We start from the raw sequence: 26,038 nt of genomic DNA, 5'->3' as shown, positions 1-26,038 counted from the left end.
CAGTGATATCCATATAAACCAACTCACATAAACAGTTTATAAACAACCACTCGGTATCGGCAAGAAAAGTTACTGTCTGATTGACAACTATTGATATAAAGTTCAAAAAAATAGCCTAGTAGAAAAGTATTGACGATAATCAATCAGGCTGAGTATGATCGCTTTGTAACCAAGGTAAACAAGCACTTTTAGGAGGATATGATGATTGTAGCAAGAACCCACCCGGCAGAATTAGTGAAGAAGCCTAGGTAATCATCCGTTACCCCTTCCCTTCTCTTTGCCCGGTGTATTAAAACCGGGGTCTCAAGACCCTAGCTGACTTTACAAATGCAGAAGTCTTTCTGCAAGTCTGGGGTACACAATGAATATCAATCCCAAACAGCTATTGAGCTTGCCTCAACTCGGCTGGAACAACTTATTTCAACAACAACTTACACTTGAAGAACTGGAACATAGCCTTATTACACGTGTCACAGAGCATCACCGTAGTGGCTACAAACTGGTCAGCGATCAAGGTGAAATAACTTTACCGATCCGTAAATCACTACCCATGATGACTGTCGGTGACTGGTTGTTACTGAACCAAGAGCATGGCTTCGAGCGCCTGTTAGAGCGCCAATCTTTATTTGCTCGAAAAGCAGCAGGCAGTAAAGTAGCAGAGCAGTTAATTGCGGCCAATGTTTCAACCGTATTTATCGTTTGTGCACTGAATGATGACTTTAACTTGAGCCGTATTGAACGCTATCTTGCCACTGCAAACGAGTCTGGAGTCGAGCCAGTGATTGTCTTAACAAAAGCGGATTTAGTTGCTGATGCTGAAGCTAAACGTCAACAAGTTCAGCAGCTCGACCCTTTACTTATAGTAGAGATGATCAACGCACTTGATGCTAACCAATACACACCGCTTACGCATTGGTGTAAAACAGGCTCCACTATTGCATTCATAGGATCATCGGGTGTTGGAAAATCAACGCTAGTCAATGGGCTACTTGGCGCATCTGTCCAGCTAACTGGCGGTATTCGTGAGAGTGACAGCAAAGGGCGGCATACCACTACAGGCCGTTCGATGCACTTTCTTCCCACAGGCGGGGTATTAATCGACACGCCGGGAATGAGAGAATTACAGCTGTTTGACTGTGCCGAAGGGGTTTCTGAAACCTTTGCAGACATCGAGGCATTAGCCACCCAATGTCGATTCTCTGATTGCCATCACGAAAGCGAGCCTGGATGTGCCGTTACTCATGCGATTAAAACTGGTCAACTTGAGCATCGTCGGCTGAATAACTATCTCAAGTTAATGCGGGAGCAACAGCGTAACGGAGCGACGCTCGCTGAGCGTCGTGCTGCCTACAAACAGCAGACAAAGATGTATAAGAACATACAAACGGCCAGCCGGAGCCGAAAACAAACTTCGTAAAGCAACAAGGGGCTACTCGCCCCTTTTTTAGTACAACAACGACAACATATATAACACAATATTCACATTTTAACATTTCTAATAAATGTTCATGCTAAAAATCAATTAATTCTAGACACATTATTTCAACACGCTAGTATTGTCCCACTCAGTTACCAATAACTGAAATTACTAGAAGTTCATAAAATAATTCATTGCAGGGATAACTATGCAACACAACTCTATTTTTGCCCGCTTTGCGCGCGGAAATCTGGTATTACAGATCCTAGCCGGTATCGTTCTCGGTGTCGGTTTAGCCACTGTATCACCGGAGTATGCACAAAGTGTCGGCTTACTTGGAAGCTTATTTGTCGGCGCACTAAAGGCCGTCGCCCCTATTCTTGTTTTTATTCTGGTCGCTGCATCTATTGCCAACCAGAAGAAAAACCAACACACCTACATGCGTCCTATTGTGGTTCTGTATCTTTTCGGCACCTTAACTGCAGCTTTGACGGCAGTAGTGCTTAGTTTCATGTTCCCAACCACATTAACACTGGTTTCCGGTGCTGAAGGGGCAACACCGCCTCAGGGCATTGGTGAAGTCATGAACACCCTACTGTTCAAGATTGTTGATAACCCAGTTAGTGCGCTGATGAATGCTAACTACATTGGTATTCTGGCGTGGGCTATTGGCCTTGGTTTAGCACTGCATCATGCCTCTGGAACAACAAAAGCGGTATTTGAAGATCTCAGCCACGGCGTATCTCAAATTGTTCGCTTTATTATCCGCCTAGCACCATTTGGTATTTTTGGTCTGGTGTCCTCTACATTAGCAACCACTGGTTTCGATGCTCTGGCTGGCTACGCTCAACTTCTGGGCGTTTTATTAAGTTCGATGTTGTTTATTGCGCTTGTTGTGAATCCAATCATTGTCCTTGTTAAGACAGGTGAGAACCCATACCCGTTGGTATTCCAATGCCTACGTGAAAGTGGTGTTACTGCCTTCTTTACACGCTCAAGCGCAGCAAATATTCCAGTAAACATGGCACTTTGTGAAAAGCTTAAGCTTGATGAAGATACATACTCAGTATCTATTCCGCTTGGCGCAACCATCAACATGGCTGGCGCAGCAATTACCATTACGACACTGACGCTAGCAGCAGTCCACACTATGGGCATTGAGGTCGACCTCATGACTGCATTGCTCTTAAGCGTGGTAGCAGCTGTCTCTGCCTGTGGTGCTTCTGGTGTTGCTGGCGGTTCACTGCTGCTGATTCCACTGGCTTGTGGCCTATTTGGTATTCCAAATGAAATCGCAATGCAAGTTGTCGCGGTTGGCTTCATTATTGGTGTTGTACAAGATTCTGCCGAAACCGCACTGAACAGCTCGACTGACGTCGTGTTTACTGCCGCGGTTTGTAAAGCAAAGCAAAAACAAGACATGTAACCATCAGATATTTAAATTAAAAATATTTGACAGAGGCCCGGCTAAATTAGCCGGGCTTTTTTATTGAAGTCTCATATAGCAATCGCCTGTATGCAGACCAAGCATTTCCCTTTGTCACCCAAACAGTGACGTCAAACCAAACCAACTTAATTGGCAAATTAATTTCCATGATGGATATCTGCACATATACTTAATAACATAACAGTCATTAGCGAATCATCATTAAGGAAGTTTTATGAGAGGTGTTGTTCTCGCCTTTTTACTTCTGGTAAGTCTGCCCACTCTTGGTGCTGACTTAGTCGTCCGTTTTGAAAACAGCCAACCAAAGACTTTGGCTTATGAACAATTGATTTCGCAATACCCTCCAACCTCCTTTAAAACCAAGCTTCCATGGTATCCGGATGCCAATAAATTCACAGGCTTTAGAGTCTCAGACATGTTAGCGAACTTAGTAGAAGAGGAAACAATGGCCGTATCTTTCATTGCCCTTAATGACTACGCAGCCAGTACAACGATAGAAAACATTATTAAATACGATCCGATTATCGCCTACAAAATGAATGGTAAAAAAATGAAAGTGCGAAATAAAGGGCCATATTGGTTGGTCTTTAATCTAGACAAATACCCTGAGATTGATAATGCTGCTTTTCATTCTCAAATGGTGTGGCAAATTGACGAGATCATGATTCATCAAAAAAACAATGAGAATACTGACTAGAGTACGTGGATTTAATCAAGTTTTATCAAGAGCGAAAGTACTGCTGATCTTTCTCTCTGCAATACTGATTGTGGCAAACTTATACCTTCTCTCGGCAACTCGCGACTTAGCTCGTTCCTACAACGAGCAACAAAACCAAGCCACTTGGTATCTTTTTCAACTAACTAAAGAGTTTTCTGAGCTAAAGTCCACAACCCTATTGGCTGAAAAAGATCACAATTACATAGATAAGGTATTGTTAAAATATGAACTAACCTGGAGCCGCTTTGATCTACTGCTCAACAACCGTGAAAGTGAATCGCTGATCTCATTACCCGGGGCCGAGTCATTTTTTGAATCACTTTTTCATCAATTTCAAACTTTAGAGCCCAAATTAAAACAATTCCAAGAGAGTGGCGATCCTGCGTTGAACCTGAGTCAGGATTTTGAACATCAGTACATGCTGATGATTCACTACATTAATACCAACTTTCGTGTTAAAAGCCCACTTTACCAATCTCAAATGCAGCTGGCTCAGGCACTGACACATGCTCAGTTTGTATTAATGATATTACTGTTTGCGTGTGTTGGTATCGTCAGTTATATCATTCATAAAGAAGCCGTGTTCCATAAGCAAGCCTCTGTCACCGACTCACTCACAGGCATACCCAATCGCCTCTCTTTTATGTATCAATTAACAGAATACATTGAAGAGAAGACCAGTTTCTCTTTGATATTGCTTGATCTCGATGGGTTTAAAAAGATCAATGACTCACATGGGCATCAAGCCGGTGATTTAGCCCTGCGAATCGTTTCAGCCCGCTTAATTGAGCTAATGAGCCAATACCAACTCTCTATTTATAGAATTGGCGGAGATGAATTCTCGGTCTTAACCACGCAAACTGACAAACAAGAAATAGACGCTCTTATCCAAACAATTAATCGCTGCTTTGATAAGAGTATCACTTTGCAAAACCAGACAGTTCAGCTTTCTGCTAGCATAGGGGTCGCCAGCTATCCTTATGATACGACTAGTCTCAATCAGTTGATTTCCATGGCTGACCAGAACATGTATAACGAAAAATTCTCAACTAAATCCGATGAAGGTAACGTCTTCAACTTAAAAAAACGATAAACCAAGATAACAATTCGGCATCAAGAAAAAAGCCCCTCATGAAGAGGGGCAAAGTACCATCGCTTATTGTTATAGTGATAATGCCAGTAAAACGACTCAGTGATTAACCAAAATCACCATTTACGTATCCTTTTGTACGATCATCTTTGGGATCATTAAAGATAACTTGAGTGTCATCATGCTCAACCAACTCTCCCATTAGGAAGAAGGCCGTACGGTCCGAAATTCGGCGTGCTTGCTGCATAGAGTGAGTCACGATAACAATGGTGTAGTTTTTCTTTAATTCTTCCATTAACTCTTCAATTTTGTGCGTCGCAATTGGATCAAGCGCCGACGTAGGCTCATCCATCAAGATGACATCCGGTTCCATCGCAATGGTACGGGCAATACATAAACGCTGCTGCTGACCACCTGATAGCCCAAACGCATGGGACTTCAAACGATCTTTTACTTCATCCCATAGAGCTGCGCCACGCAGTGAACGTTCCACAACTTCATCAATGTGTTTCTTGTCTTTGATGCCCTGAGCACGTAAGCCATAAGCCACGTTTTCATAAATGCTCATTGGGAAGGGGTTAGGCTTCTGGAATACCATCCCAACCTTGATACGCAAGTCTGCGACATCAATGTTGCCATAGATGTCCGTGCCATCCATGTCCAGCTTACCTGTAATCTTTACACCTTCAATCAAATCGTTCATACGATTCAGACAACGCAGTAACGTTGATTTACCACAGCCAGAAGGACCAATCAATGCCGTGACTTGACGTACTGGAATAGGAAGGTTAATCGCTTTCAATGCTTGGTTTTCACCATAAAACAGATCTAGGTTTTCAATATCAAATTTGTTCATTGTCTCAATCTCTTAAATCTAAAATTCGTGTCTGTGCTTTCAATTAAAGTCGCAGGTTAATAATTCGCAGTATTGAAGCGACTTGCGATGAGTTTGGTGATCATGTTGATCAAGAGAACAACGACAATCAGCACGGTAGCTGTACCATAAGCTTGGTTCCACTCTTCAATAGTGAACAGCTCAGTAGTCAGCTTATAAAGGTGAACTGTCAGCGTACGTCCTGAATCCAGTAACGAATCAGGAATACGTGCCACCATGCCCGCTGTCAGGAAGACAGGAGCCGATTCACCAATTACACGACCAATACTTAGAATGACCGAGGTTAAGATACCTGGCATTGCGCTAGGCAAGATCAAACGCCAGATAGTGTAGATTTTTGAAGCGCCCAAACCATATGAGCCTTCACGATAAGTTTGCGGTACTGCCATCAGAGCTTCTTCCGTGGTACGGATGATCACTGGCAGTATTAGAATACTGAGAGTCAACGCGCCTGAAAGAATCGAGAATCCCAAGCCTAAGATTGCGACGAAGAAAGTCATACCAAATAGACCGAATATGATTGACGGGATCCCCGCCAACGATTCAGTACAGAAGCGGATAACCTTAACCAGTCTACTGCCCACTTTAGCGTATTCAGTCAGATAAATCGCCGTCATAATGCCAAGCGGTGCCGCCACGGCGATGGACGCGATTACCATATAAATAGTGGCTACAATCATCGGGAAGATACCGTGTTCTTCGCCAGTACGGGTGTAATTATCAGTAATGAAATTCCAGTCTACGTGCTGCAAACCGTTCGACAAGATGTACCAGATAATCCAGAACAAAAAACCGACCGTCAGTGCTGCTGCAGCCCAGATAAAGCCGTTAAAGATATTGTCTTTAAACTGGCGTGCTTTTTTTAATTTTGCGCGATCCATAGTCATCACCTTTAAACCACTTTACTTCGCTTTTTCGCGGTTGAGATAAAGCAGGGCTGCGTTAAGCATCATGATAAACACCAGCAGAACAACACCTGTAGCGTAGAGAGCATTAGCATGCACGCCGCTTGCGTAAGACATTTCAATAGCAATGTTCGCAGTTAGCGTACGGGCTGAATCTAGGATGCCCTGAGGCATTGCAGGGGCGTTACCCATCACCATGATGATCGCCATGGTTTCTCCTAGAGCGCGACCAATACCCAGAATCACACCGGTCATGATGCCCGAGCGTGCTGCCGGAACCAGCAGCTTAAAGATAGTGAAAATCTTTGATGCGCCCAAAGCCAGTGAACCTTCTTTGTACGTTCGAGGCACAGCGCGAATCGAGGTTTCTGATACCGTGATCACGGTAGGCAGAATCATCACACCCAAAACAATAATACCGGCCAGAATTGTATTACCTGCTGGGACTGCGAAAATATCCTGAATCAGGGGAACAATGATAACTAATCCAAAGAAGCCGTATACAACCGAAGGTATACCTGCTAGCAATTCAACGGCAGGACGGATGATGTCTGCGAGGCGCTTAGGTGCGATTTCAGCAATGAAAATCGCCGTTAAAACACCCACTGGTACCCCAACGATAACCGCACCAAATGTCGATACGATGGAAGCAACAATCATGGTTGCAACACCGTAAAGTGCAGGAGGTAGCCAGTCTTGGCCTAATACGATGCCAGAAACACCCGCTTCTTGAAACGCAGGGATAGATTCTTTAACGATGAAATAGGCGATGACCGCCAGAGACACAATGCCAATAACTGCACTGGTAAGGAATAAGCCATGGAAAATACGCTCTTTCCAGTCAACACGCTTGCTCGCGCGTAGGCTAGGCTTAGAAACTTGAGTCGCTTCAGTATTCATAAGCTCGTCACTATTTGTTGCGATGGTCATAAAATTCTTACCGTTCTCACGAACTTGGTTCGTTTGAAGTCAAGAAAAGGCTCAGCCCAAAGTGGGCTGAGCAATTAAGGAGTTTTACTAGATATTAGTTAACTGAGATGTAGCCGTTGCTGTCAACTAGACCTTGTGCTTCATCAGAAACCATCCAGTCTAGGAACTTCTGAGTTTCTGCAGAAGGCTTACCTTCTTTGTATAGAACAAGGAATGGACGAGCAACTTTGTAAGAACCGTTCTTCACGTTGTCTACGTTTGCTTCAACGCCATCAATTGGTAGAGCGTTTACAGAGTTATCTACTGTACCTAGAGAAATATAACCAATTGCGTATGGGTTAGACGCAACCATAGTTTTCAGAGCACCGTTACCGTTTGCCACTTGTGCACGTTGAGAGATAGCCGATACTTTCTTGCCAGAGATTTTTTGCTTCAGCTTCATGATGTCTTCAAATGCACCACGAGTACCAGAAGCAGTATCGCGAGTGATCGCAACGATTGGCTTATCTGCACCACCAACTTCTTTCCAGTTTGTGATTTCACCTTTGTAGATTGCAGTTACTTGCTCTGCAGTCAGTGCTTTAAGGTCGTTCTTAGGGTTAACAACAACAGCGATACCGTCTAGTGCAACCGTTAGCTCTTTAAGAGCAGGTTCTTTTTCAGAATCTTTCAAGTTACGAGAAGACATACCTAAGTCAGCAGAACCGTTTTTCGCTGCTTTTACACCAGCAGAAGAACCAGGACCCTGAACTTCGATAAATACGTTCGAGTTAGTCTTCATGTATGTTTCAGAGAAAACTTCCATCAGTGGAGTTACGCTGCTAGAGCCCACTGCAGAGATAGTTTCTTTAGCAGAAACTGAAGTCACTGCCATTGCGCCTAGAAGTGCGATTGCACCGATAACTGTCTTTTTCATCACAATTTCCTTAGTTGGCAACATTGCCGTTATATTTCACTTGAACGGTGCTCACTTTAGGACTCAATTATGACAATTGTGTTTCACTTCGTTGAAGCCTATATGACAGGTGAGATTTGCTAGGAATTTTTGATGACGTTTTACTGATAAGTCCAACAGCGATGTAACAAACTGTGAAAACCAAACGAACAGATAACAAACTAGAACAATAACACTATGACTTAAAAGGAAAATAATTAAGCCACTTTTAGTGGTTATTTTATAAAATTATCATTTTCTGGATTGAATTATACCTAGGAAAACTTAGAATCATTCCTCTTAATTATAAAAACAATAACAGACAATTCATCACAATATAGAAGAGGACAATCGATGCGCCAATTACTCAGCGGGCTTTCCATTAAGCTCCAAGTAGTGGTTCCTGTCATATTCACTTTACTACTACTCGTAGTCGGGATTATTTACAGTACAACCAATCTTAAAAATGCTTTTCATCACGTTACCGTCTCAACAGAGAATGTCATTAATCATAAAGACTCGCTCTCTCAGATCATTGATAACACCTATGGTATGCGAATTAAAGCCATCTATAGCCTGTTTCGTGCTGAAGATGTTAAACAGCTAGCAACACATTTGCGGAACAAACAGCAAGAAAACCGCCAACTTCTGCATTCACTCGCCACTGTCAAAGGTCTCGAGCAAGAAATCACGGACATGAACCACGCCATTGATCATTATGTGAACTACTCAATTAACGTCATGGTCCCATTGCTTAATATTCGTCACAGTAACGACCTTCCCCCTTCTAATTTTCAAACCAAGTATGATCGTGCGGCAAGTGACTACCGAACCGCAGGCAACCAAATGGTTGAGGCAATCGATAGACTTTCGAAGAAGTTAAATACACTGGCTCTTGATGAAGTGCAGGCAAACGACAGCACCCACTCGAAAGTAATGAACAGCAGTATTGTTGGACTCTTGTTGATATTAGCGGCAGCACTCACGATTAGCTGGATGCTCGCTGGCATCATAGTGACACCGATTAAGAAACTGCAACTCGCGATGAAAGAGCTCGCACAAGGCAACCTGTTAGTCTCGGTAAAAGAAGAAGGGAACAATGAAGTCACCGCTCTATCTCGTGATTTCAACAGCACTGTAAGCCAGTTGAAAAGCACAGTTGATTCCCTAGTCAGAATCAGTGTGGACGTCGCCTCAGCTTCTACTGAACTTGCCGCAGTCATGACACAATCAAGCGCCAACTCAGATCAGGAAAAAAATGAAGTTGAGCAAGTTGCATCCGCCATCAACCAAATGGAAAGTACTGCCACGGAAGTAACCCAAAATGCCAACAACGCGGACTCTGCATCTATTAACGCAGATAAGCTCGCTCGAGAAAGTTTAGAAACATTCGAACAAAATACGCGAGCCAGTGAGAAAATGGCGCATCAGTTGTCCCAGGCGGCTGGCGTGGTCAATTCTCTGAAAGAGCAGTCAGAACAAATTGGTAAAGTGATCGAAGTGATTGAGAGCATTTCAGAACAAACCAACCTACTGGCGCTTAACGCGGCCATTGAAGCGGCACGAGCGGGAGAAAGCGGCCGTGGATTCGCGGTTGTCGCCGATGAAGTGAGAATGCTTGCAGCTAGAACTCAGGAGTCGACAAAAGAGATCCAAGTGATCATTGAAGAGTTACAACGCCAATCAGGTGTCGCTAATGATAGCATGAACTCTAGTCTAGAGATGATTAGCCATAACCAGCTTCAAGCCGCAAAGGTAAGCGAAGCGCTTGGCCACATCAGCACTTCCATTTCAGAATTGACCAGCATTAATGCGCAAGTTGCAGTCGCCTCTGAGGAGCAAGGACAAGTAACTTCCGACGTCAACAGCAACCTCAGTAATATCTATGAACTGGTGAGCCAGAACGTGACTGGAATTACCCAAGCAGCTGCCGCAAGTCATGAATTGTCTACTCTAGCGGAAAAACAAAAACAGCAGCTGGGCTTTTTCAAAGTCTAGACAAGCCAATATCGACCATGTGGTCACATTATCCAGAGGCCAGAAAAATCTGGCCTCTGGCATTACCAACTCCTAAGCAACTCAGATTAAGTAGTGTAAGCACTCGGTCTGCGGCTAGCGGATAAATAAGCGACTCAAGCCTTTCTCAGCCACTTTCCTGAAACGCAGCAGAAGGCGACTTCTCGGCAACCAAGCAGGTGAACGCAAAACCGTTTTCGCTTTAGAAAATGTTTGAAAACCTTCGAAGCCATGGTAGTGACCAATACCAGATTCCCCTATCCCGCCAAACGGTGCATCTTCCGCCGCCACATGTAACAGAGTATCGTTAATCGCAACACCGCCGCTGTGGGTCTGCTCGATAATTTGCCGCTGAAGGAGGCGATCTGTCGACATCAGATACAAAGCCAGCGGTCTTGGTTTAACGTTAATGTAATTGAGCGCCTCATTCAGATGGCGATAGCCAATCACGGGTAGCAGTGGACCGAATATCTCTTCCTGCATCACCTGCATGTTTTCTGTAACCCCTGTAATCAAATGCGGCAGCATCTGACGCTCATCCAACGTCACATCCTCTATGGTGTAAATGCAGGCACCATGGTCTTTTGCGTCCTCTAACATCGCGTGAAGACGGTCATACTGCCGTTCATTGATGATGTGGGTTACCGTTGGTGCTTTATCGCCATCTATATACAGCGCCTTATAACGTTTCAGATACAGGTTGATGAATAGCAGCTCTTTTCCTTGAGGCAGCAGAACATAGTCTGGTGCAACACAAATTTGCCCGGCATTGACTGACTTGCCAAGTAACACGGCATCAACCGCTGCTCGAAGATCAATGTCATTATCAATCACGACAGGCGACTTACCACCGAGCTCCAACGTCACAGGGGTAAGGTTTTTCGCCGCCGCCTGAGCGACGAGCTTCCCGACTGGCGTCGACCCCGTAAAGATAAGGTGATCAAAGGGGAGTTGAGAAAAATAGCTGGCGATATCCGCTTCACCCTCAATGGGGTAAATGTGTCGGTCTAAGCGAGACAAGATCTGGCTGAGTACCTGATTGGTATGATGGGTATGCTCACTCAACTTAACCATGACTCGGTTTCCCGCCGCAATCGCCGTCACGATAGGTGCAATGCTCAGCACGATTGGAAAATTCCAAGGGACAATAACTCCGACCACACCGAGTGGTTGATACTCGACTGTGATTGAAGAGGGAGACAGCAATAAGCCCGCTTTACGTCGACTTGGTTTCATCCATTTTTTTAGATGCTTGATGGTGTAATTGATGTGAGAGACCGCGGGTAGAATGTCGCAAATCATGCTGTCGAAACGGCTACGCGCACCATAGTCCTTTTGCAGAGCCTCAACCAACTCTTCCTTGTGTTCAAGTAAAGCTTGCTTGAGGATCTTTAGCCGTTTTATCCGAACGTTGTAGCCAGAAAATGGCTCACTTAAATAAAAAGCCCGGACTTCAGCATAGAGATGAAGTAACTCTTGCTGCGTTCTGATGTGTTCTTTTTGCCAACGATTAAGATCTACGACGCCTTCCATGTGCCATCATTGCCTGATTGGTTATTCTTTGCCCATAAGTATAGTAGCCAGATTCGACAGCAATGTCTTGGCTTGCACGCCCATAACGTGCATAAGATAAAGGCGACATAAATGCCGCCTTCTGTTAATTACTGCAATTGGGTCATCACAGATTGAAAATGCTCAAGCCCTGTGGCCCCAACAATTCTCTGCTGAGCAATTTCCGCTCCTTTGGTATCAAAGAAAAATACCGCCGGTGGACCAAACACATTGCGCTCTGCCAGCCACGCCATCTGCTCAGGGGTACTCTCTGTGACATCAAACTTAATCGTATTCCAGTCAGCAAACTGCTTTTGTACAGATTCATGACCAAACACTTCTTTCTCAATGACCTTACACGAGACACACCAGTCGGCATAAAGGTCAATCAGTACCGGTTTACCTTGCTGCTTCGCGAGTACTAATTGTTGATCCAAGACTTCAACAGAGCTGACTTTCTCAAATGGTAAAACTGTGGATAGTTTGTCTGATGAAACCTGCGCAACATTAAGTGGCTTAAGAGGATCGTTTGAGCCTGTCAACATGCCGACAAATAAGATCAATCCGTAGAACAAAGACATAAATGCGGCCAGTTTATGGGTCCTCGCCCAACCTGGTTGCGCTGAATCCAGCGCGCCAAAATGAATACCGCTTCCAATGGCAAGTACCGCCCACAAGAGCATCGTCAGCCAACTTGGAATAAAACGGCTCAACAACACAATCGCGACCGCCAGCAGCAACACACCGAACAGTTGTTTCACAACAATCATCCAAGGGCCGCTTTGGGGGAGCAATTTACCGCCACTCATACCAATCAGAATCAGTGGCACACCCATACCCAGAGCCATCACAAACAGAGTGACGCCGCCCAAGACCCAATCTTGCGTGGTGGAAACATAGAGTAACGCCCCAGCCAATGGCGCACTCACACAAGGTGACACCACCAACGCCGACACAGCGCCCATCACCAACACACTCGCCACTTTACCGCCGCCCAGTTTGTCTGAGCTTGCATTTAGTTTCTGTTGAATAGATGCCGGCAATTGCAGCTCGTAGAAGCCAAACATCGCTAAAGCAAGCAAGACAAACACCACCGCAAATATCGATAGCAGCCAAGGCTGCTGCATCGCCGCTTGCAGGTTAACGCCTTTAGCCAGGGTTGTGACTAAGATCCCCGTTAGCGCATAACTGGAAGCCATACCCAATACATAGGACGTCGACAAAACTAGACCTTTCCGGCCTGTCATTTTTGCGTCACCACCAATGATGCTCGACAAAATAGGCACCATAGGCAACACACAGGGTGTCAGTGACAGCCCTAACCCAAGTAGGAAAAAGATGAGGAGAGCCTGAGTTTTGGACGCACTGCCTAAGAGCTCAGACAGGCCCGCCGTGTCTTCCGCCAAACCGCCAACTTTATCCCAAATTGAGGAGCTGCTGTCATTAAGTGTATTGGCGGGCAAGTCGAGTTTGATCGTCTGAGGTAAGTAGCACAGACCTTTTTCTGAGCAGCCTTGATAACGAACCTTCAGTTGACCTTCGCCATCATAAGGTACCAGCACAGTTACTGGCTTATCGAAAACGACGACTTCGCCAAAGTACTTGTCTTGTTTCTGTTTTCCCGGTGAAGAAAATTGAGGGTCAGTCAATTCAACGCCGCTATCTGCTGAAAACTTAAATCGGCCTTTATAGAGATAATATTCAGGCTGAGTCGCGAAATGGATCTGCACACCTTGTTCACTGACCGACCATTGATAAGGAAATGCCTCTTCGACGGGCAAAAAGTCAGGCTCCTGCGCAGACGTAAAGGCAGAGATAAACAGTAGTAATGGCAGGATGAAAATTCTGATCACGCTACAAACTCCGTATCTTGATGAATAGCTAATTGATCATCGATAAATACAACGCCGACTTGTTCAGGGACTGGTAAAGTCGGCTCTAATGTCAATGCCGTACTGAGGGCGCCGGCTTCCAGTGTTGTTGGAGCTAAGACGCTGACAGAGAGCACTTGGGGATGTGTCCCACGTTGCGACAATATGTGTGAGCTTTCCTCATCGCCAAATTGGAAGCTTCGCTCGTAATGAGCGGATGTCGTCAAAGCGGCATCAGCCAGTGGCAATGAAAAAAATGGCTCATGCTTATTCTTCGGATTAAGCACCGCCACATTGAAAGGTGAACCATCTGGCTTAGTGCCAAGCGCTCGAATGTCTCCACCAAAATTCACCAGCGCAGAAGAAACACCAAATGTCTCTGCGATCATCACCGCCTGATCGACCGCAAACTCTTTAATCACTCCACCCAAGTCAAATTGAGTCTCTGCGTGAGGGATAGAGAGCGTTTTATCTGATAGAGACCAAGCATCAACGCCCATAAACGCTTTAGCACCTTCATAAGCCGCATTTCTGTCCAATTGAGGCGTGCTGGCCATCATTGACTTCACAGTACCGACCGTTGGGTCAAAAACACCTTTCGTACCGTCAACCAAACGCTTCAACACTTCAAATACAGCGTAGCTTTCATCATCCAAAACCACAGATGATGACTGACGTTGATTCACTTGCTGATTGAGCCAAGATTGAGAATCATAAAAGTTAAATTTCTGCTCTAATCTCAGAGTATTAGACTCAATCAAAGCCGCGATATCTGCGGCTTTCTCTGAGTGATACAACTGAACTTCACAAGGAACCGTCATCGCCTGAAGTCGGTGAACAAACGGCGGATTAAAACTCATAGGTTGCCCCTACTGCCCACCACTGCGCTTCAAAACCATTGGACTGCTCGTAATAAGCACCAAGCAGATTGAAGCGCAGTTTCTTGTGTACTTTAAAGCTTGCGCCTAATTCATAGGCATTGGCCGTAAAATCACCAAGACGTAAATCAGAGGTCGCATAGCCCGATGAAGCAAACGTAGGATCGCTGCCATTAGGGTCACGGTAGAAATCAGCTGAACTTTGGGTATACCAAAAATAACCCGGCGCTAAAGTTAACCAGTTATTGACCGTCCAAGAAAGTTTACCTCCAAGCTGATGAGAGGCCACTCCCCAGTCATCCTGAAACCATTTGTAACGAGGACGAACCACTAGATTTTCGGACATTGACCAGAACGCCTGAATATTCACGCCACCTGACAAACGAGTATCCGGGCGTGAGTCCTGACCAAGAAAGACTTCGTCAGTACCGATCGAACCATCGCCATCAATATCCACCTCACGCAACACCGTCAAATAGTGATTGCTAAGATAGCCAGAACGATAACCCGCATAGCCGGTGAAGACCATGTAGTAATTTGGCGAGAAGGTTTGTGAAAGCCCAGCCTCAACATTCCCTGTAAAGATGTCTTCCCAAGATTGTGGATTGGTCGAAGTTTGATATTTGCCAAACGTCATCGTTTCATCAAACAGGGTAGAAAACCCTAAACTGTATGAGCGGTTTTTCTGTGCGTCGGCGTAAATTAGCCCTTTACCATTTAAGCCAATACTGCGGTAATCCTCTTCTTTGGAAAAGTTAGCGCCGAAAGTCCACTCGTTACGCAACTCGTCTCGGTAAGTCGCGCTGCCATTGATCGATTTACGGGTATCTTCCAGCTCATATTTCTGAATTTTGTAGCCACTGCTGTGGGGATCGTAGCCAGCACGGATCACCTGATCCGTCATATTTTGAGCCTGTTGAGTTTTCGTCGCACGGTTGACCGCATCCGCTGCACTGCCAATTGGCGTAGTTGGCCCCCAAGACGGTGACGCACCAGAAACCGTGTCGTAGCCCAATTCAAGATTGATGGTCCAATCGAGACCAAAACTCTTTTCGATAGAAACAACGCTGTCGCCTGCTTCCACTTTATCGTCGTACTCTTCGTAATTTAGATAGTGAACAGAGATATGGTCTTCTGCTAGCGCACTATTCGCCACTGCCGCTGCGCTCAGCAGCGTTAAAGGTAGTTTTTTCATTCTGATTTATTTTTAGTATTTAGTTACAACCACAGCCGCCGCCACCGACGCCACTGCCACCCACTGAACCTTGCTTGTATGAGAAGACTTTCTCCGAAAATAAGTCGAACTCAGGCACCGGCCCTCCGGGTTTCATCTCTTTCTTAGCCAGCGTGCCTTTTTCCCACGGCTTAACGGGTTCGATACCCAATGCTTCGTCGACAAAAGCGAGTGCTGACTTTTCATTTGCGACGGCTTTTGGCTTATTCAGCGTTAAATCCTTAGCCTGAGGTTTGACTAATTCAACGTTGCGACGAGCACCGATTTCAGAACTGCCACTGGTGTAGACCTGACCAGAAATCACCTCTTCTTCAATGCTGGAACCACTGACAGATGTTTCCGTAGCTTGGGAAGTTTTTTTCCCTAACTGACTTAAATCCACTTTGGGTGCAGCAACGCTCAGCGCCGGAAAGCAGAGAGCAAATACAAGAACGACTGGCTTCATAGCTGCACTCCCATATCAGCCAGATCAGTGAGAATAACGTTACGGATATCGTTGATGGCGCCAAACCGAACTTTGAGTACTTGGCCCTGATAGATGTAATAGAGCGCTGGCATACCAATCGGCTTGAACTCGGCGATCAACTGTTGCTTTGGATCGTTGACGACAGGAAAGGTCAAACCTAACGATTTTTGAAACTCAAGGCCAACTTCGACCTCTTCATCGACATCCACGCCGACAACCGTCACGCCTGTCCCTTCCAGCTCACGGTAGAGCTGATTAACCAAAGGCAGTTCATGGCGACATGAAACACACCACTCCGCAAAGAAATCCACTATCGTTAGCTGGCTTTGATCCAGCTTGAGTCCCGTTGACGCTGAATCTGTGATGGTGTCTCCTTCTTTAAACGCAGATGCTGAGAAGGAAGCACATAAGGCGAATAGCACAACCAATTGTTTAATCATTATTTTCTCCATAATTTTGTTGTTTTATTTCTGTCCGAAGTTAAGCGTGGTGTCATACTGAACTTCCAATATCTTTGAAAAGTATTCATCGAGTTTCTCGGTGTTGGTTGCAGAGAAAACCTGCCCCTTGATTCCGTCTGTATTTGCGGCGTTGATGCAGCTCTGAAACTGAGCTAGGCGGCTGTCTTGGACATTGAAACCAATAAAATTGAGCTCAATAGCAAATTCATTGGCTAAACGGTCACAAAGGCCAGCATCAATCAGATCATCCAACACATAACCGCTGTCAGCCCCGTCAGTCATCAGAACCAGCTTTTGCTTAGGTGAGAGCGAATAAGGGTTGTATCCCCATTCATGGCGCCATCTGGGAATCAGTTGACGAGCTCCCCAGATAACCCCTTGATACGAGCGAGTGCCACCTGTCGTCGTCAGGGCATTAATTGCTGTTTTCACTTCGCTCATATTGTCGGTAAGCGGGACAAGGGTGGCAGAGGCACTGCAATCTGCGAGAAACTCGTCCGGTGCACGATGATTAACCGCCTTCTCGGAATGGATTCGGTCTAGGTTTTGAACGGTTTCATTCACCAATACAGAGCCGCCAGATTCTTTGGTCAGCCCATCGATACAAAAGACGCCTTTGTCATCTAACCAATCGGCATTGCGGGCAGATACCCCATCAGAAAAAGGCACGATAGAGATGCTAATTGCTCGCCTTCCATCGATTTGTACATTGTCTTGTTCAATGCGCTCTATTGCTCGGGTAAGGATGCTCTTTAATGTGTCGATTGACCCTGTCATGGAGCTGGAAATGTCCAACACTAGAGTCATTTCCGTTGGTGTCACACTGGCCGACTGATTGACGTGCGCTTGCTCCACGGAACCTGATTGTGCTGAATACGAGGCCTGTGCAAATTTCAATGATGAGAATAGCCCTGTCAGTTGATACCCCATGTTCAGCTCGCAGCCTGAAGCACTGTATATCTCGCTTTTCACCAGTTTTACGTTGGGCTGGTAATACTCCAAATAAACCTGATTAACGCTAGGATCGGAGTAGTCGGCAAATGCACACGCCAAGGAAGCCGCGTCTACGGCTTGCATCGCACGGCTGCTCAGTTGTATCTGAAAACCAATCATGATGGTCGCAGCAGACAGCACCACCAAAGGAATCAGCAGAGCTAAGAAGGATAAGGAGACGGAGCCTGTGTGTTGCTTAAGCACTGTAGCGCCTCCCTATCATGGCAGCTTGGCTGCGCATGGATGTTGGAAGCGGTAACGGCAGCCAATTGAAAATGGCACTATCCGACTCCAACGGCTCGGAGACACATAGCGTTACCTGATACAGGCTCGCAGTTTTACCACTTAACGAGGCGATCGAACTTCGGCTGACTGGGGCGAGTGTAGAAAGAGCATCTATCGTTTGTTCTACCTCGCAGTCACTGCCTGCTTTTTGGGTGACGAGCTCTGTGAGTCCAGCAGTCACAGTTCGAATTTCAAGCACCAGTCCGATACGTTCTGCTTCAAAGCCTGAGGGTAAAGAACGCTGTGCAACACTCAACAGTTGATTAGCGCTCGCATCGTCATAGGCTTTGGCGCTACCTTGTGGCACTAACGCTCTAGCAGCAGCACTCGCCATCGAATACGCCGTACTATCGACACGACTTTGAAGGTAGAGCAGCTTGTACACTGCGAACAGCCCCAAAACGATGGTTAGAATTCCGAGCACAACAAACGGAAACTCGATCACGGTTGCGCCATTTTGCTTTGACACACTACGCATCATGACTCACCAATACGGTTCGGCTTAAAGACGCCACTGAAGGAAACGTTTCAGACAGGGCTGGCACCAATAAAAAGGTAAAGCGATATCGAATGTGGTACTCGGCCATCACCGCAGTTAGAGACGTGGTCGTTCTCCCCAATGCTAAAGACTGAACGCTATCGCTATAACGTGGAGGGTCAATGTCGATCTTCTCTAGATCGAGCAATGGAAACGAGGCGATGCGATCGCGGATTTGACTGTCCAAAGTCGTGGAAGGTGGCAGTGTTCTTACATCCCTAACCGCAGCATTGACGGCAGATTCAAAGATCATGGTGACCCACATCAGGCGAGCAAATTCAAATGCCGCCAGTAGCACAATCATCAGGGGAACAATTACCATTGCAAACTCTATCGTCTGGCTCCCAGAATGACGCTTCATCACCATGCGCTAGCTCCCAGCTCAGCAAGATGCTGGTAATACGCTAAGTTGTTCTCTAACTCCGCTTTGGTCAGATCGCCCATCGCGATCGTTCGTGCAGCATCGACCTCACCTTGCAACGCATAAGATAATGCTAGATTAAGCCGCAGCTTAGTTGTCGCTTCTCCGCGTTGGTAAATTGGGTAAAGAATCCGAATACTTTGACCTGGCTGACCATCTAGCATCCAGCTCAACGCGAGGTTGTTTCGGTACTCTAAACTGTCCGGCCTAATGTTAATCGCCTGCTGAAATGCATCACGAGCATCCGTATAGTTTTTTTGCAGTGAGTAACTCACACCAAGACTGTTTAGCGCCACTTCGTCTTTCTCGTTTCCTTCCACCGCTCTGCGCAGTGATTCCGTCGCTAAACGAACATTTCCTAATGCTAAGTGCGCGCGACCTAATTCACGATCAAACTGTGGGGAGGGCTTAAGTGCACTGCCCTTTTTGAGATAATGCAGCGCTTCATCGTAACGAGCGGCTTGATTACTGGCACTGCCCGCCAGAAACAAAAGCTGGGGATCATCTGGAGTCATCTCCAGTTTCTGCTTATAGATGTTAAGCGCATTATCCGCATGACCGTTTGTCAGTGCGGTTTCAGCTAGTTGAAAATCGGATTGCTCAACCTGATTGTCCGTAGACTGGCAACCAAGAACCAATAGACAAAAACAGGCAGAAATGAATGGTTTAATCATAGTGTGTCCAAGGTATTAAACAGACTGAGAACAACAGGGGCGACAATCATGACCACGACTGGAAGCATGATGAACACCACAAGTGGGAAAGACATTTTGGCTGGAATTTTTCCTACCCATTCTTCGAGAGCGAGCAACTGGTATTGACGACTATCAGACGCAATCAGGCTCAATGCCTGCGAGAGAGGCGTACCAAACTGAAGCGCTTGAGACATGGTCACAACCATGTTGTTGATATCTGGCAATTCCAATCTCTGATCCAGATTCAGCAAAGCTTGCTGCGGAGAATCCAACACTGACATTTCCGTTGCGGTCAGTGCCCATTCTCGGGCTAAAGCCGGAGAAACTGACGTCATTTCTTCACCGACAACACGAAAAGTATTTTCCAGTGTCAGCCCAGAAGCGACGCAGACCACCATAAGATCGAGTGCATCGGGTGCCACTTTGGAGATTTCCTGACGAACCTGGTTAACACGCCATTCGAGCAGTCGATCAACCGCAATACCGCATGCGATTGCCACCGCTATATCCTGAGCAATATCCACCGCTGACCAACCTAAAGAGCGGCTAAAATGCCACAAGCCAGCGCCGCAAAGCATCAAGACAAAGCGAATCAACACAAACTGGGTTTCTGCATGATTTTGGCTAAAGCCAATTAATGCCAATTGTTTTTGACGAGCAGGGTTCGACTTCCATCGCCATTTTTCGCCTAGTGAGCGAGTGTGCAGTGTCGAAATACTGACCTGTTTCAAGCGGCGATGGATGACGTCCTGCTGACGTGCAAGCTGAAAGCAAACCACGGAGCTAATGACGCCCACCACAATCAGCAAGGTCGCAATCATAGATATCATGAGAACTTCCTATTTTTAGTCAGCGAATGGAGCGTGAAGCCGCCAAAAGCAATACTGGCTGCACAATAAATCAAAATCGACTGACCGCTTTCGGTGTAGACCAGTAACTCGAACAATGACACATCGATCCATGCAACAACGGCCACCAGTAACAAAGGCAGCAATGAAAGAAATTTTGCCGTCATTCTCGGTTCCGCGGTCATACTTTTTACCTTCTTGAGCATGGCTCGATTGTCATGCATGGTGCGGCTCAGATTGTGGAGGATTTCCCTCAACTGGCCACCGTTACTCTGATTAAGAATCAGAGCGACAGAAAAATAACGAAAAGTACGGTAAGGAAGGCGAGTACAGGCTTCATCAAGTGTTTGACGCAGTGAAATACCTAACGCCAAATTGTCTGTAATAAGCGCAAATTCCCGCCCTAATAACCCTGTTTGAGAGTTCGCCACTTGCTCGATGGCTTGAGGAACAGAAAGTCCGGCGGACACCGCACGACTAACAAGCCCCAACACCTGAACGATATTGGTATCAAACTCTTCAATTTGCTTTTTACGACGCACAACAAACAGCGTGCAGAACAAGACACCAAAACACACTAAAACAACAGCGGTTTGCCAATACCATGCCAGCGCTTGCAACCAGAATATCGTGCCAAGCGGTAAAGCGAATGCTGACAAAGCAAGCAGTAGTTTGTCCTGACGTGGCAACAAGGCGTCAGTACGATACAAGAACTCGCGCACTCTCCCGCCAGACTGGCGCGATTTAACAATCGAGCTCAAATGACTCGTACCCGCCTCAGGGATGTACTTCGATAAGCGTCGCTTTACATTACGACGCTGGCTGTAGTAATGAAGGGAAAACGCTACGGTCAGGCACCAAATCACGACCAGAGCAAGGATCATAAGTCGAGCTCCATGGCCGAACGTAATTGGCTATCAAGTTGGTAATATTGCGCTTTGGATGCAAAAGCAGGCAAGCTTCTGGCACTCATGTACTTGCCCAGCAGTTGACCCTGATGATCTTCGCCCTGAACCTCAAAGCGGTAGAGGTCGTTGGTGACATACTGCTCGCCTTCCAAGCCGATAACCTCTGTGATAGCGACGACACGACGCTTGCCATCACGCATTCTCTCTACCTGAACCACCACATCAATCGTATCAGCCACTTGTCGACGCAATGCAAACAATGGCAAGGTGGATTGCGCCATCATCAGCATGTTTTCAATTCGAACCAATGCATCTAACGAAGAGTTCGCGTGTAAGGTCGACAAAGAACCTTCGTGGCCAGTGTTCATGGCCTGCATCATTTCAAAGGCTTCGTCACCACGCACCTCTCCAAGGATTATGCGATCAGGGCGCATCCTTAATGCGTTCTTAACCAGCTCTCGCTGACTGACAGCAGCGAGCCCTTCTGCGTTTGCAGGTCTGGTTTCAGCCCGAACCACGTGCGGCTGTTGAAGCTGAAGCTCTGCGGCATCTTCAATGGTGATAATCCGCTCATGAGGCGAAATACTGAATGACATCGCATTGAGCAGCGTCGTTTTACCTGCACCGGTTCCACCCGCAATCAAGACGTTCAACCGACAACGAACAATGATGTCCAGTAAGCGCACCATACTGTCTGACATGGCGCCATTTTGCGCCATCTGATTGAGAGACAGTTTTTCCTGATTGAATTTACGAATTGAAATACACGTGCCATCCAATGCAAGCGGAGGAATCATGACATTGACCCTGCTGCCATCTTCTAAACGCGCATCAACCAGTGGAGAGCTTTCATCAATTCGACGGCCTACTTTGCTGACGATTCGACGGGCTAAGTTGAGCAACTGCTCTTCACTGCGAAACTCGACCGACGTCTTTTGCAATTTACCCAACTTCTCGATGTAAACCTCATTGGGGCCATTCACCATGATGTCACTTACCATGGGATCATCGATCAAGGGTTGCAGCGGCCCCAAACCTAATAGCTCATCTACCAGCTGTTTGACCACTAACGCGACTTCACGATTGCCCAGCGGTAGCTGATGAGTCGAAACCACGTCTGTCACCAGCAGTAAAATCCTCGCTTCTAATTCCTGAGGACTCAGCTTGATGACAACACTGGCTTCAATCGCGTTCACCACCTGAGAGTGGATCAGGTGATAATGTTCACGAATAGGATCCGATTGCGCTGCTACGGCACTGTGTGCGTGACTTACCGCTAATGGCTCTTTCGCTCTTGTCGACTTAAACATTACGCCCCTCGCTTCCAGAATCTGAATGAGCGTGATTGCTGTGTGCCTTCAACTTTATCCGCTAGGTCAGAAAACGCTTGGCTGACCTTGCGATTCCCTTTGATGGCAGACTGCCCCAATGACTCTTTAGCTAAGAAGTGATTCGGTGCAAAAGGCACTGAAACATCAATATCAACACCCAGTGCACGGTGAACGTCATTCAATGCAATCAAGGAGGCTTTGTTCGATTTTGTGTGATTGACGACTAAAAGGTTTTCTTTAGCGAGGCCAGCTTCTGCCCCAGCAGAAAGGAAGCTAAAGATTTGCCCAGCATTGCGAATTGACGACAAAGTTGGTTCAACGACGATAACGCGCACATCTGCACTTTTTAGCACGCTCATACCAACCTGATCTCTCAGAGAGAACGAGGGAATATCGAAGATAAGGTTATCAGCGTGCTCCAGGCAGTATTTACTGAAATGCTCTAACGCGTTTTTGTCCGGCCAAAACGGGTCCGTATCCAGAGGTAAATAGCCCGTGAACAAGGTTAAGTCTGGCTGAACCGCAATGCCACTTCGTTCAAAGACTACTGGCTCTAGGCGCTCTGGGTACTGCAACATTTCAACCAAAGCGGTATTGCCTTGAACATCGAAGTGTAAATCCAGATCCCCTGAGGCAAAATCAAGGTCAGCCACTGCCGTCGACTGGCCACGACTGTTCATCATTCGTGCGAGATTCGCAACGACAGTGGAAGTGCCAACGCCACCTTTAGTACCCACCACAGAGATACGTTTCCCATTTTGGTTTCCATTGTGATGGTGACCAAAATCGAAAGACGCGAACGCATCCGGTGCAATAGGGTTCACCAGATATTCGAGGGCTCCGGCCGATAGCAAACTGCGGTAATAAGTGATTTTCTCATCATCACCAATTGCGATGACCTTGCAGCCTGTACGATGAACAAGGTTACTCACAAGACTTTGAGCCTCTTCGATTGACAAACCAATCACATCTAGCGCAATAACGCTGTGGTTATGGATCAATGCCTGCTTAATGATCTGCTCACGCTCTAAAGAAACCTGGGTAAGCTGAGTGATCCCTTGCTCTGCAAATGCAAGGCTTAGATGGTAGCTGTCCAGCACCGGAGAACTTGCCACCAATACTGAAAGGTTCTGATTTTTCATTATTAGTTGCCCCCCGTATTAATCGAAATCACCGAGCCGTTATCCTGACTATTTTCATTGGTGCTTGCTGGAGCAACATAAGCATCAATGGCCGCGACGGCTTTTGCCCCATTCGTTGGACCGAGCTTTTCACCCACAACCAAATCCTTCGGGTTAGCGACCATTTGCGCTAAGGCCGCAGCATTACTGCAGCCGTATGCCTGATGGGTTTTATATTGGTTGAAGATGACCGGCTGTGATTTATCGGTACCACACCCAGGCACTTTGGCACGAAACGACTCAACGATGACCTGCACATCACCAGATTGAGTTCCGGTCGCACGTTCCGTCATAATCTGGTGCTTTGCAAGCCCCTGTCCGAGCAACAGGTTTGAAATAGGCTTAACCTGAGACTGTCCTTTAGGCGAATAGCTCACCAATTTCACTCTTAGGCTATAGGGGTTTCCACGCTGAACGATGAAGGATCGGATATCCTGTTGCTGCTGCGGAGTGAGCGATTTCTTTTCGACCGCAAGAGTAAGCTTATTGGTTACGGAGACCACATCAATGGCAGGTTGACGCGCTATTTGATCAGAAGCACAGCCACTCAGGACGAGCAAAACAGGCAAAAGTAACGATTGTAATTTCATGCGCACCTCAGTAGTAAAATCCGTTGTCGCCCAGTAAACGAGGCTTGCGGTTGTCGGTGTAAGTTGCTTTGCCACTGGTTCCGACGAAATCCTCGTCAGGCAGCGCCAACAGTCTCTCCAGATCGCTTTGTGGAATCAGAGCATCGGTAGGAATCGGCAAGTTATCGCTTCGTGTTGGCTCGACAAGGTAAGCGGTCGCGATAATGATCAGTTCTGTTTCACGGCGTTGATACTCGTTAGAACGGAAAAGGCCACCTAGAATTGGAATATCCCCCATACCCGGCAGTTTTTGCAGTTGCTCAATTTCGCTGCTTTGCAGCAAACCGCCAAGTGCAAAGCTCTGCCCGCTAGCCAGTTCAATCGTTGTTGACGCTCTACGTGACGTGAAGGAAGGCAGCACATTGCCATTTAAAACCGCTTGATTATCAACAGAGACACTGCTCACCTCAGGCTCAACTTTTAAGCTGATTCTATCTGGGCCAAGCACAACAGGTTTGAAGTTTAGATTGACACCAAATGGCTTGTACTCAACCGTCGCAGTGTCTCCTTGAATCAGAGGAATTGGCACTTCACCACCGACTAGGAAATTGGCTTCTTCACCAGACATTGCGGTCAGGTTTGGCTCTGCCAGAATCGACATATCACCAGTAGAAGCCAGCGCATCAACCAGCGCACTTAGGTTAGGTTTGCCCCAACTGCTTACATCCCAAGGTTTATTGTAAAGAAAGCTACCGACCGTATTCTCAACGGTGCTGCCATTGGTGACCAGAGAGCCCCACTTAATGCCGAGTTTATTCGATACATTGCGTGAGACTTCTGCAATTCGAATACGGATGTTAACTTGCGTTGGCATCGTCACGACCAACTGGTTAATCAGCTCGTCGCCATTCGAGTTTTGCTGGTTTTCAAAGTTACTCTCCGATGAATTACTGCTTTTTGAAGAGTCATTGTTATTGCTCTCTTGCGGAGCGACGATTGGAGACAAATACCCTTTCGCCACATTAACGATACTGTGCGCCATTGCCGGAGTCGGTACAGACCCTTTAAGCCACAGCTTGCCACCGAGTGACTCAGAATTCACAGAAGCATCAGGGAACTGAGCTTTGATTAGTTCATCCAACTCTTGTGTATCGTGGACTACACGAATTTTGTTGCTGTAAATCACTCGTTCCTGCTCATTAAGAACAGTGATCGTGGCAGTGCCAGCCTGCATACCAAACACCATGATTTTGGTATTGGTCATAGGTTGGTAGTCCGCGATGTGTGTATTGGAAATAAAAATCGACTTTGCCTTTTCTGACAGGCGAATCATTTTTGCTTCATTTATGTTTACTTCGAGGGCATTTGCCCATGTTGGAAGCGCAAAAAGCCAACCGGGAAGCAGCAACAAGCTCCACCAGCGCAGTAATGTGTTCATTGTTTCGTCCTGAAGTTG

The 26,038-nt window shown here is 46.4% G+C and carries 26 protein-coding genes; 5 read left to right on the top strand and 21 right to left on the bottom strand.

Annotation, left to right across the window (positions count from 1 at the left end; translation table 11 throughout):
- Window positions 1-361 precede the first annotated feature (361 nt).
- The 4 genes from rsgA to CTT30_RS16600 all read left to right on the top strand — a co-directional run bounded on the left by rsgA (window position 362) and on the right by CTT30_RS16600 (window position 4,675).
- Window positions 362-1,417, top strand: coding sequence for a ribosome small subunit-dependent GTPase A (gene rsgA / locus CTT30_RS16615; protein ID WP_252037169.1), 1,056 nt, complete (start codon window positions 362-364; stop codon window positions 1,415-1,417).
- 208 nt (window positions 1,418-1,625) lie between these two features.
- Complete coding sequence (gene sstT, locus CTT30_RS16610; RefSeq protein ID WP_239835929.1) at window positions 1,626-2,843, top strand: serine/threonine transporter SstT; 1,218 nt, start codon at window positions 1,626-1,628, stop codon at window positions 2,841-2,843.
- A gap of 235 nt (window positions 2,844-3,078) precedes the next feature.
- Window positions 3,079-3,561 carry a putative pterin-binding protein gene (locus CTT30_RS16605; RefSeq protein ID WP_252037168.1) on the top strand — a complete coding sequence of 161 codons (483 nt, stop codon included), beginning with the start codon at window positions 3,079-3,081 and terminating at the stop codon, window positions 3,559-3,561.
- On the top strand, window positions 3,545-4,675 hold the full coding sequence (locus CTT30_RS16600) for a GGDEF domain-containing protein (RefSeq protein ID WP_252037167.1): 1,131 nt from the start codon (window positions 3,545-3,547) through the stop codon (window positions 4,673-4,675). The genes CTT30_RS16605 and CTT30_RS16600 overlap by 17 nt, the downstream gene beginning before the upstream one ends.
- A 103-nt stretch (window positions 4,676-4,778) precedes the next feature.
- Here the strand turns inward: CTT30_RS16600 and pstB are convergent, their stop codons facing one another.
- From pstB to CTT30_RS16580, 4 genes are all read right to left on the bottom strand, one after another.
- Window positions 4,779-5,528 carry a phosphate ABC transporter ATP-binding protein PstB gene (gene pstB / locus CTT30_RS16595; RefSeq protein ID WP_239874953.1) on the bottom strand — a complete coding sequence of 250 codons (750 nt, stop codon included), beginning with the start codon at window positions 5,526-5,528 and terminating at the stop codon, window positions 4,779-4,781.
- A 56-nt stretch (window positions 5,529-5,584) separates the two neighbouring features.
- Complete coding sequence (gene pstA, locus CTT30_RS16590; protein WP_239835925.1) at window positions 5,585-6,448, bottom strand: phosphate ABC transporter permease PstA; 864 nt, start codon at window positions 6,446-6,448, stop codon at window positions 5,585-5,587.
- A 21-nt stretch (window positions 6,449-6,469) separates the two neighbouring features.
- A complete protein-coding gene (pstC, locus tag CTT30_RS16585) occupies window positions 6,470-7,402 on the bottom strand; it encodes a phosphate ABC transporter permease subunit PstC (protein ID WP_239835924.1) in 933 nt (310 codons plus the stop codon).
- A gap of 94 nt (window positions 7,403-7,496) precedes the next feature.
- Complete coding sequence (locus CTT30_RS16580) at window positions 7,497-8,318, bottom strand: phosphate ABC transporter substrate-binding protein (protein ID WP_239863612.1); 822 nt, start codon at window positions 8,316-8,318, stop codon at window positions 7,497-7,499.
- A gap of 372 nt (window positions 8,319-8,690) precedes the next feature.
- On the opposite strand from CTT30_RS16580, the gene CTT30_RS16575 reads away from it, so the two are divergent.
- The gene (locus CTT30_RS16575) at window positions 8,691-10,334 is read left to right on the top strand and encodes a methyl-accepting chemotaxis protein (RefSeq protein WP_252037166.1); all 1,644 of its coding nucleotides are present in this window, start codon (window positions 8,691-8,693) and stop codon (window positions 10,332-10,334) included.
- 114 nt (window positions 10,335-10,448) lie between these two features.
- Here CTT30_RS16575 and CTT30_RS16570 read toward each other — a convergent pair whose 3' ends face one another.
- Genes CTT30_RS16570 through CTT30_RS16490 form a run of 17 tightly spaced genes read right to left on the bottom strand, consistent with a single transcriptional unit; the run spans window position 10,449 to window position 26,020 of the window.
- Window positions 10,449-11,885, bottom strand: a complete 1,437-nt coding sequence (locus CTT30_RS16570; protein ID WP_252037165.1) for a coniferyl aldehyde dehydrogenase — start codon at window positions 11,883-11,885, stop codon at window positions 10,449-10,451.
- Window positions 11,863-11,994, bottom strand: coding sequence for a hypothetical protein (locus CTT30_RS16565; protein ID WP_255906777.1), 132 nt, complete (start codon window positions 11,992-11,994; stop codon window positions 11,863-11,865). Before CTT30_RS16565 ends, CTT30_RS16570 begins: the two co-directional genes overlap by 23 nt.
- A 19-nt stretch (window positions 11,995-12,013) precedes the next feature.
- Window positions 12,014-13,753, bottom strand: a complete 1,740-nt coding sequence (locus CTT30_RS16560) for a protein-disulfide reductase DsbD (RefSeq protein ID WP_252037575.1) — start codon at window positions 13,751-13,753, stop codon at window positions 12,014-12,016.
- On the bottom strand, window positions 13,753-14,634 hold the full coding sequence (locus tag CTT30_RS16555) for an FAD:protein FMN transferase (RefSeq protein WP_252037164.1): 882 nt from the start codon (window positions 14,632-14,634) through the stop codon (window positions 13,753-13,755). Before CTT30_RS16555 ends, CTT30_RS16560 begins: the two co-directional genes overlap by 1 nt.
- The gene (locus CTT30_RS16550) at window positions 14,624-15,847 is read right to left on the bottom strand and encodes a DUF3570 domain-containing protein (protein ID WP_252037163.1); all 1,224 of its coding nucleotides are present in this window, start codon (window positions 15,845-15,847) and stop codon (window positions 14,624-14,626) included. Before CTT30_RS16550 ends, CTT30_RS16555 begins: the two co-directional genes overlap by 11 nt.
- Window positions 15,848-15,866: 19 nt before the next feature.
- Window positions 15,867-16,331, bottom strand: coding sequence for a DUF4266 domain-containing protein (locus tag CTT30_RS16545; RefSeq protein WP_099607987.1), 465 nt, complete (start codon window positions 16,329-16,331; stop codon window positions 15,867-15,869).
- Complete coding sequence (locus tag CTT30_RS16540) at window positions 16,328-16,792, bottom strand: TlpA family protein disulfide reductase (protein WP_006961597.1); 465 nt, start codon at window positions 16,790-16,792, stop codon at window positions 16,328-16,330. Before CTT30_RS16540 ends, CTT30_RS16545 begins: the two co-directional genes overlap by 4 nt.
- A 24-nt stretch (window positions 16,793-16,816) precedes the next feature.
- Entirely contained in the window at window positions 16,817-18,010 is a 1,194-nt protein-coding gene (locus CTT30_RS16535; protein ID WP_252037162.1) for a vWA domain-containing protein, read from the bottom strand.
- Window positions 18,003-18,572 (bottom strand): tight adherence pilus pseudopilin TadF, encoded by a 570-nt coding sequence (gene tadF, locus CTT30_RS16530; RefSeq protein ID WP_252037161.1) that lies wholly within the window; start codon window positions 18,570-18,572, stop codon window positions 18,003-18,005. The genes CTT30_RS16535 and tadF overlap by 8 nt, the downstream gene beginning before the upstream one ends.
- Window positions 18,562-18,996 (bottom strand): TadE/TadG family type IV pilus assembly protein, encoded by a 435-nt coding sequence (locus tag CTT30_RS16525; RefSeq protein ID WP_043009857.1) that lies wholly within the window; start codon window positions 18,994-18,996, stop codon window positions 18,562-18,564. The genes tadF and CTT30_RS16525 overlap by 11 nt, the downstream gene beginning before the upstream one ends.
- Complete coding sequence (locus CTT30_RS16520; RefSeq protein ID WP_252037160.1) at window positions 18,990-19,724, bottom strand: tetratricopeptide repeat protein; 735 nt, start codon at window positions 19,722-19,724, stop codon at window positions 18,990-18,992. The genes CTT30_RS16525 and CTT30_RS16520 overlap by 7 nt, the downstream gene beginning before the upstream one ends.
- Complete coding sequence (locus CTT30_RS16515) at window positions 19,721-20,575, bottom strand: type II secretion system F family protein (protein ID WP_252037159.1); 855 nt, start codon at window positions 20,573-20,575, stop codon at window positions 19,721-19,723. Before CTT30_RS16515 ends, CTT30_RS16520 begins: the two co-directional genes overlap by 4 nt.
- Window positions 20,572-21,477: a type II secretion system F family protein gene (locus tag CTT30_RS16510; protein ID WP_239863602.1), complete on the bottom strand. Its 906-nt coding sequence runs from the start codon at window positions 21,475-21,477 to the stop codon at window positions 20,572-20,574. The genes CTT30_RS16515 and CTT30_RS16510 overlap by 4 nt, the downstream gene beginning before the upstream one ends.
- Window positions 21,474-22,811: a TadA family conjugal transfer-associated ATPase gene (locus tag CTT30_RS16505; RefSeq protein WP_252037158.1), complete on the bottom strand. Its 1,338-nt coding sequence runs from the start codon at window positions 22,809-22,811 to the stop codon at window positions 21,474-21,476. The genes CTT30_RS16510 and CTT30_RS16505 overlap by 4 nt, the downstream gene beginning before the upstream one ends.
- Entirely contained in the window at window positions 22,811-23,974 is a 1,164-nt protein-coding gene (locus CTT30_RS16500) for a CpaE/TadZ family protein (RefSeq protein ID WP_252037157.1), read from the bottom strand. The genes CTT30_RS16505 and CTT30_RS16500 overlap by 1 nt, the downstream gene beginning before the upstream one ends.
- Window positions 23,975-23,976: 2 nt before the next feature.
- Window positions 23,977-24,603, bottom strand: coding sequence for a CpaD family pilus assembly lipoprotein (locus CTT30_RS16495; protein WP_252037156.1), 627 nt, complete (start codon window positions 24,601-24,603; stop codon window positions 23,977-23,979).
- Window positions 24,604-24,610: 7 nt separating this feature from the next.
- Window positions 24,611-26,020 carry a type II and III secretion system protein family protein gene (locus CTT30_RS16490; RefSeq protein ID WP_252037155.1) on the bottom strand — a complete coding sequence of 470 codons (1,410 nt, stop codon included), beginning with the start codon at window positions 26,018-26,020 and terminating at the stop codon, window positions 24,611-24,613.
- Window positions 26,021-26,038 lie beyond the last annotated feature (18 nt).

This window comes from Vibrio coralliilyticus, assembly GCF_024449095.1.
In the GTDB taxonomy this organism is placed as follows: Bacteria; Pseudomonadota; Gammaproteobacteria; order Enterobacterales; family Vibrionaceae; genus Vibrio; species Vibrio coralliilyticus_A.
Note: the sequence above shows the minus strand (reverse complement) of the source record. Positions and strands in the feature narration are given on the sequence as shown.

What these genes read in the sequence shown, in the direction of transcription:
- CTT30_RS16490 (WP_252037155.1), bottom strand. Translation starts at nt 26,020, where the DNA reads ATGAACACATTACTGCGCTGGTGGAGCTTGTTGCTGCTTCCCGGTTGG.
- CTT30_RS16600 (WP_252037167.1), top strand. Translation starts at nt 3,545, where the DNA reads ATGAGAATACTGACTAGAGTACGTGGATTTAATCAAGTTTTATCAAGA.
- CTT30_RS16500 (WP_252037157.1), bottom strand. Translation starts at nt 23,974, where the DNA reads ATGAAAAATCAGAACCTTTCAGTATTGGTGGCAAGTTCTCCGGTGCTG.
- CTT30_RS16520 (WP_252037160.1), bottom strand. Translation starts at nt 19,724, where the DNA reads ATGATTAAACCATTCATTTCTGCCTGTTTTTGTCTATTGGTTCTTGGT.
- CTT30_RS16515 (WP_252037159.1), bottom strand. Translation starts at nt 20,575, where the DNA reads ATGATATCTATGATTGCGACCTTGCTGATTGTGGTGGGCGTCATTAGC.
- CTT30_RS16525 (WP_043009857.1), bottom strand. Translation starts at nt 18,996, where the DNA reads ATGGTGATGAAGCGTCATTCTGGGAGCCAGACGATAGAGTTTGCAATG.
- CTT30_RS16505 (WP_252037158.1), bottom strand. Translation starts at nt 22,811, where the DNA reads ATGTTTAAGTCGACAAGAGCGAAAGAGCCATTAGCGGTAAGTCACGCA.
- CTT30_RS16580 (WP_239863612.1), bottom strand. Translation starts at nt 8,318, where the DNA reads ATGAAAAAGACAGTTATCGGTGCAATCGCACTTCTAGGCGCAATGGCA.
- CTT30_RS16510 (WP_239863602.1), bottom strand. Translation starts at nt 21,477, where the DNA reads ATGATCCTTGCTCTGGTCGTGATTTGGTGCCTGACCGTAGCGTTTTCC.
- pstC (WP_239835924.1), bottom strand. Translation starts at nt 7,402, where the DNA reads ATGACCATCGCAACAAATAGTGACGAGCTTATGAATACTGAAGCGACT.
- CTT30_RS16570 (WP_252037165.1), bottom strand. Translation starts at nt 11,885, where the DNA reads ATGGAAGGCGTCGTAGATCTTAATCGTTGGCAAAAAGAACACATCAGA.
- CTT30_RS16575 (WP_252037166.1), top strand. Translation starts at nt 8,691, where the DNA reads ATGCGCCAATTACTCAGCGGGCTTTCCATTAAGCTCCAAGTAGTGGTT.
- CTT30_RS16545 (WP_099607987.1), bottom strand. Translation starts at nt 16,331, where the DNA reads ATGAAGCCAGTCGTTCTTGTATTTGCTCTCTGCTTTCCGGCGCTGAGC.
- tadF (WP_252037161.1), bottom strand. Translation starts at nt 18,572, where the DNA reads ATGATGCGTAGTGTGTCAAAGCAAAATGGCGCAACCGTGATCGAGTTT.
- CTT30_RS16605 (WP_252037168.1), top strand. Translation starts at nt 3,079, where the DNA reads ATGAGAGGTGTTGTTCTCGCCTTTTTACTTCTGGTAAGTCTGCCCACT.
- CTT30_RS16495 (WP_252037156.1), bottom strand. Translation starts at nt 24,603, where the DNA reads ATGAAATTACAATCGTTACTTTTGCCTGTTTTGCTCGTCCTGAGTGGC.
- CTT30_RS16550 (WP_252037163.1), bottom strand. Translation starts at nt 15,847, where the DNA reads ATGAAAAAACTACCTTTAACGCTGCTGAGCGCAGCGGCAGTGGCGAAT.
- pstB (WP_239874953.1), bottom strand. Translation starts at nt 5,528, where the DNA reads ATGAACAAATTTGATATTGAAAACCTAGATCTGTTTTATGGTGAAAAC.
- CTT30_RS16555 (WP_252037164.1), bottom strand. Translation starts at nt 14,634, where the DNA reads ATGAGTTTTAATCCGCCGTTTGTTCACCGACTTCAGGCGATGACGGTT.
- rsgA (WP_252037169.1), top strand. Translation starts at nt 362, where the DNA reads ATGAATATCAATCCCAAACAGCTATTGAGCTTGCCTCAACTCGGCTGG.
- pstA (WP_239835925.1), bottom strand. Translation starts at nt 6,448, where the DNA reads ATGGATCGCGCAAAATTAAAAAAAGCACGCCAGTTTAAAGACAATATC.
- CTT30_RS16565 (WP_255906777.1), bottom strand. Translation starts at nt 11,994, where the DNA reads ATGTCGCCTTTATCTTATGCACGTTATGGGCGTGCAAGCCAAGACATT.
- sstT (WP_239835929.1), top strand. Translation starts at nt 1,626, where the DNA reads ATGCAACACAACTCTATTTTTGCCCGCTTTGCGCGCGGAAATCTGGTA.
- CTT30_RS16540 (WP_006961597.1), bottom strand. Translation starts at nt 16,792, where the DNA reads ATGATTAAACAATTGGTTGTGCTATTCGCCTTATGTGCTTCCTTCTCA.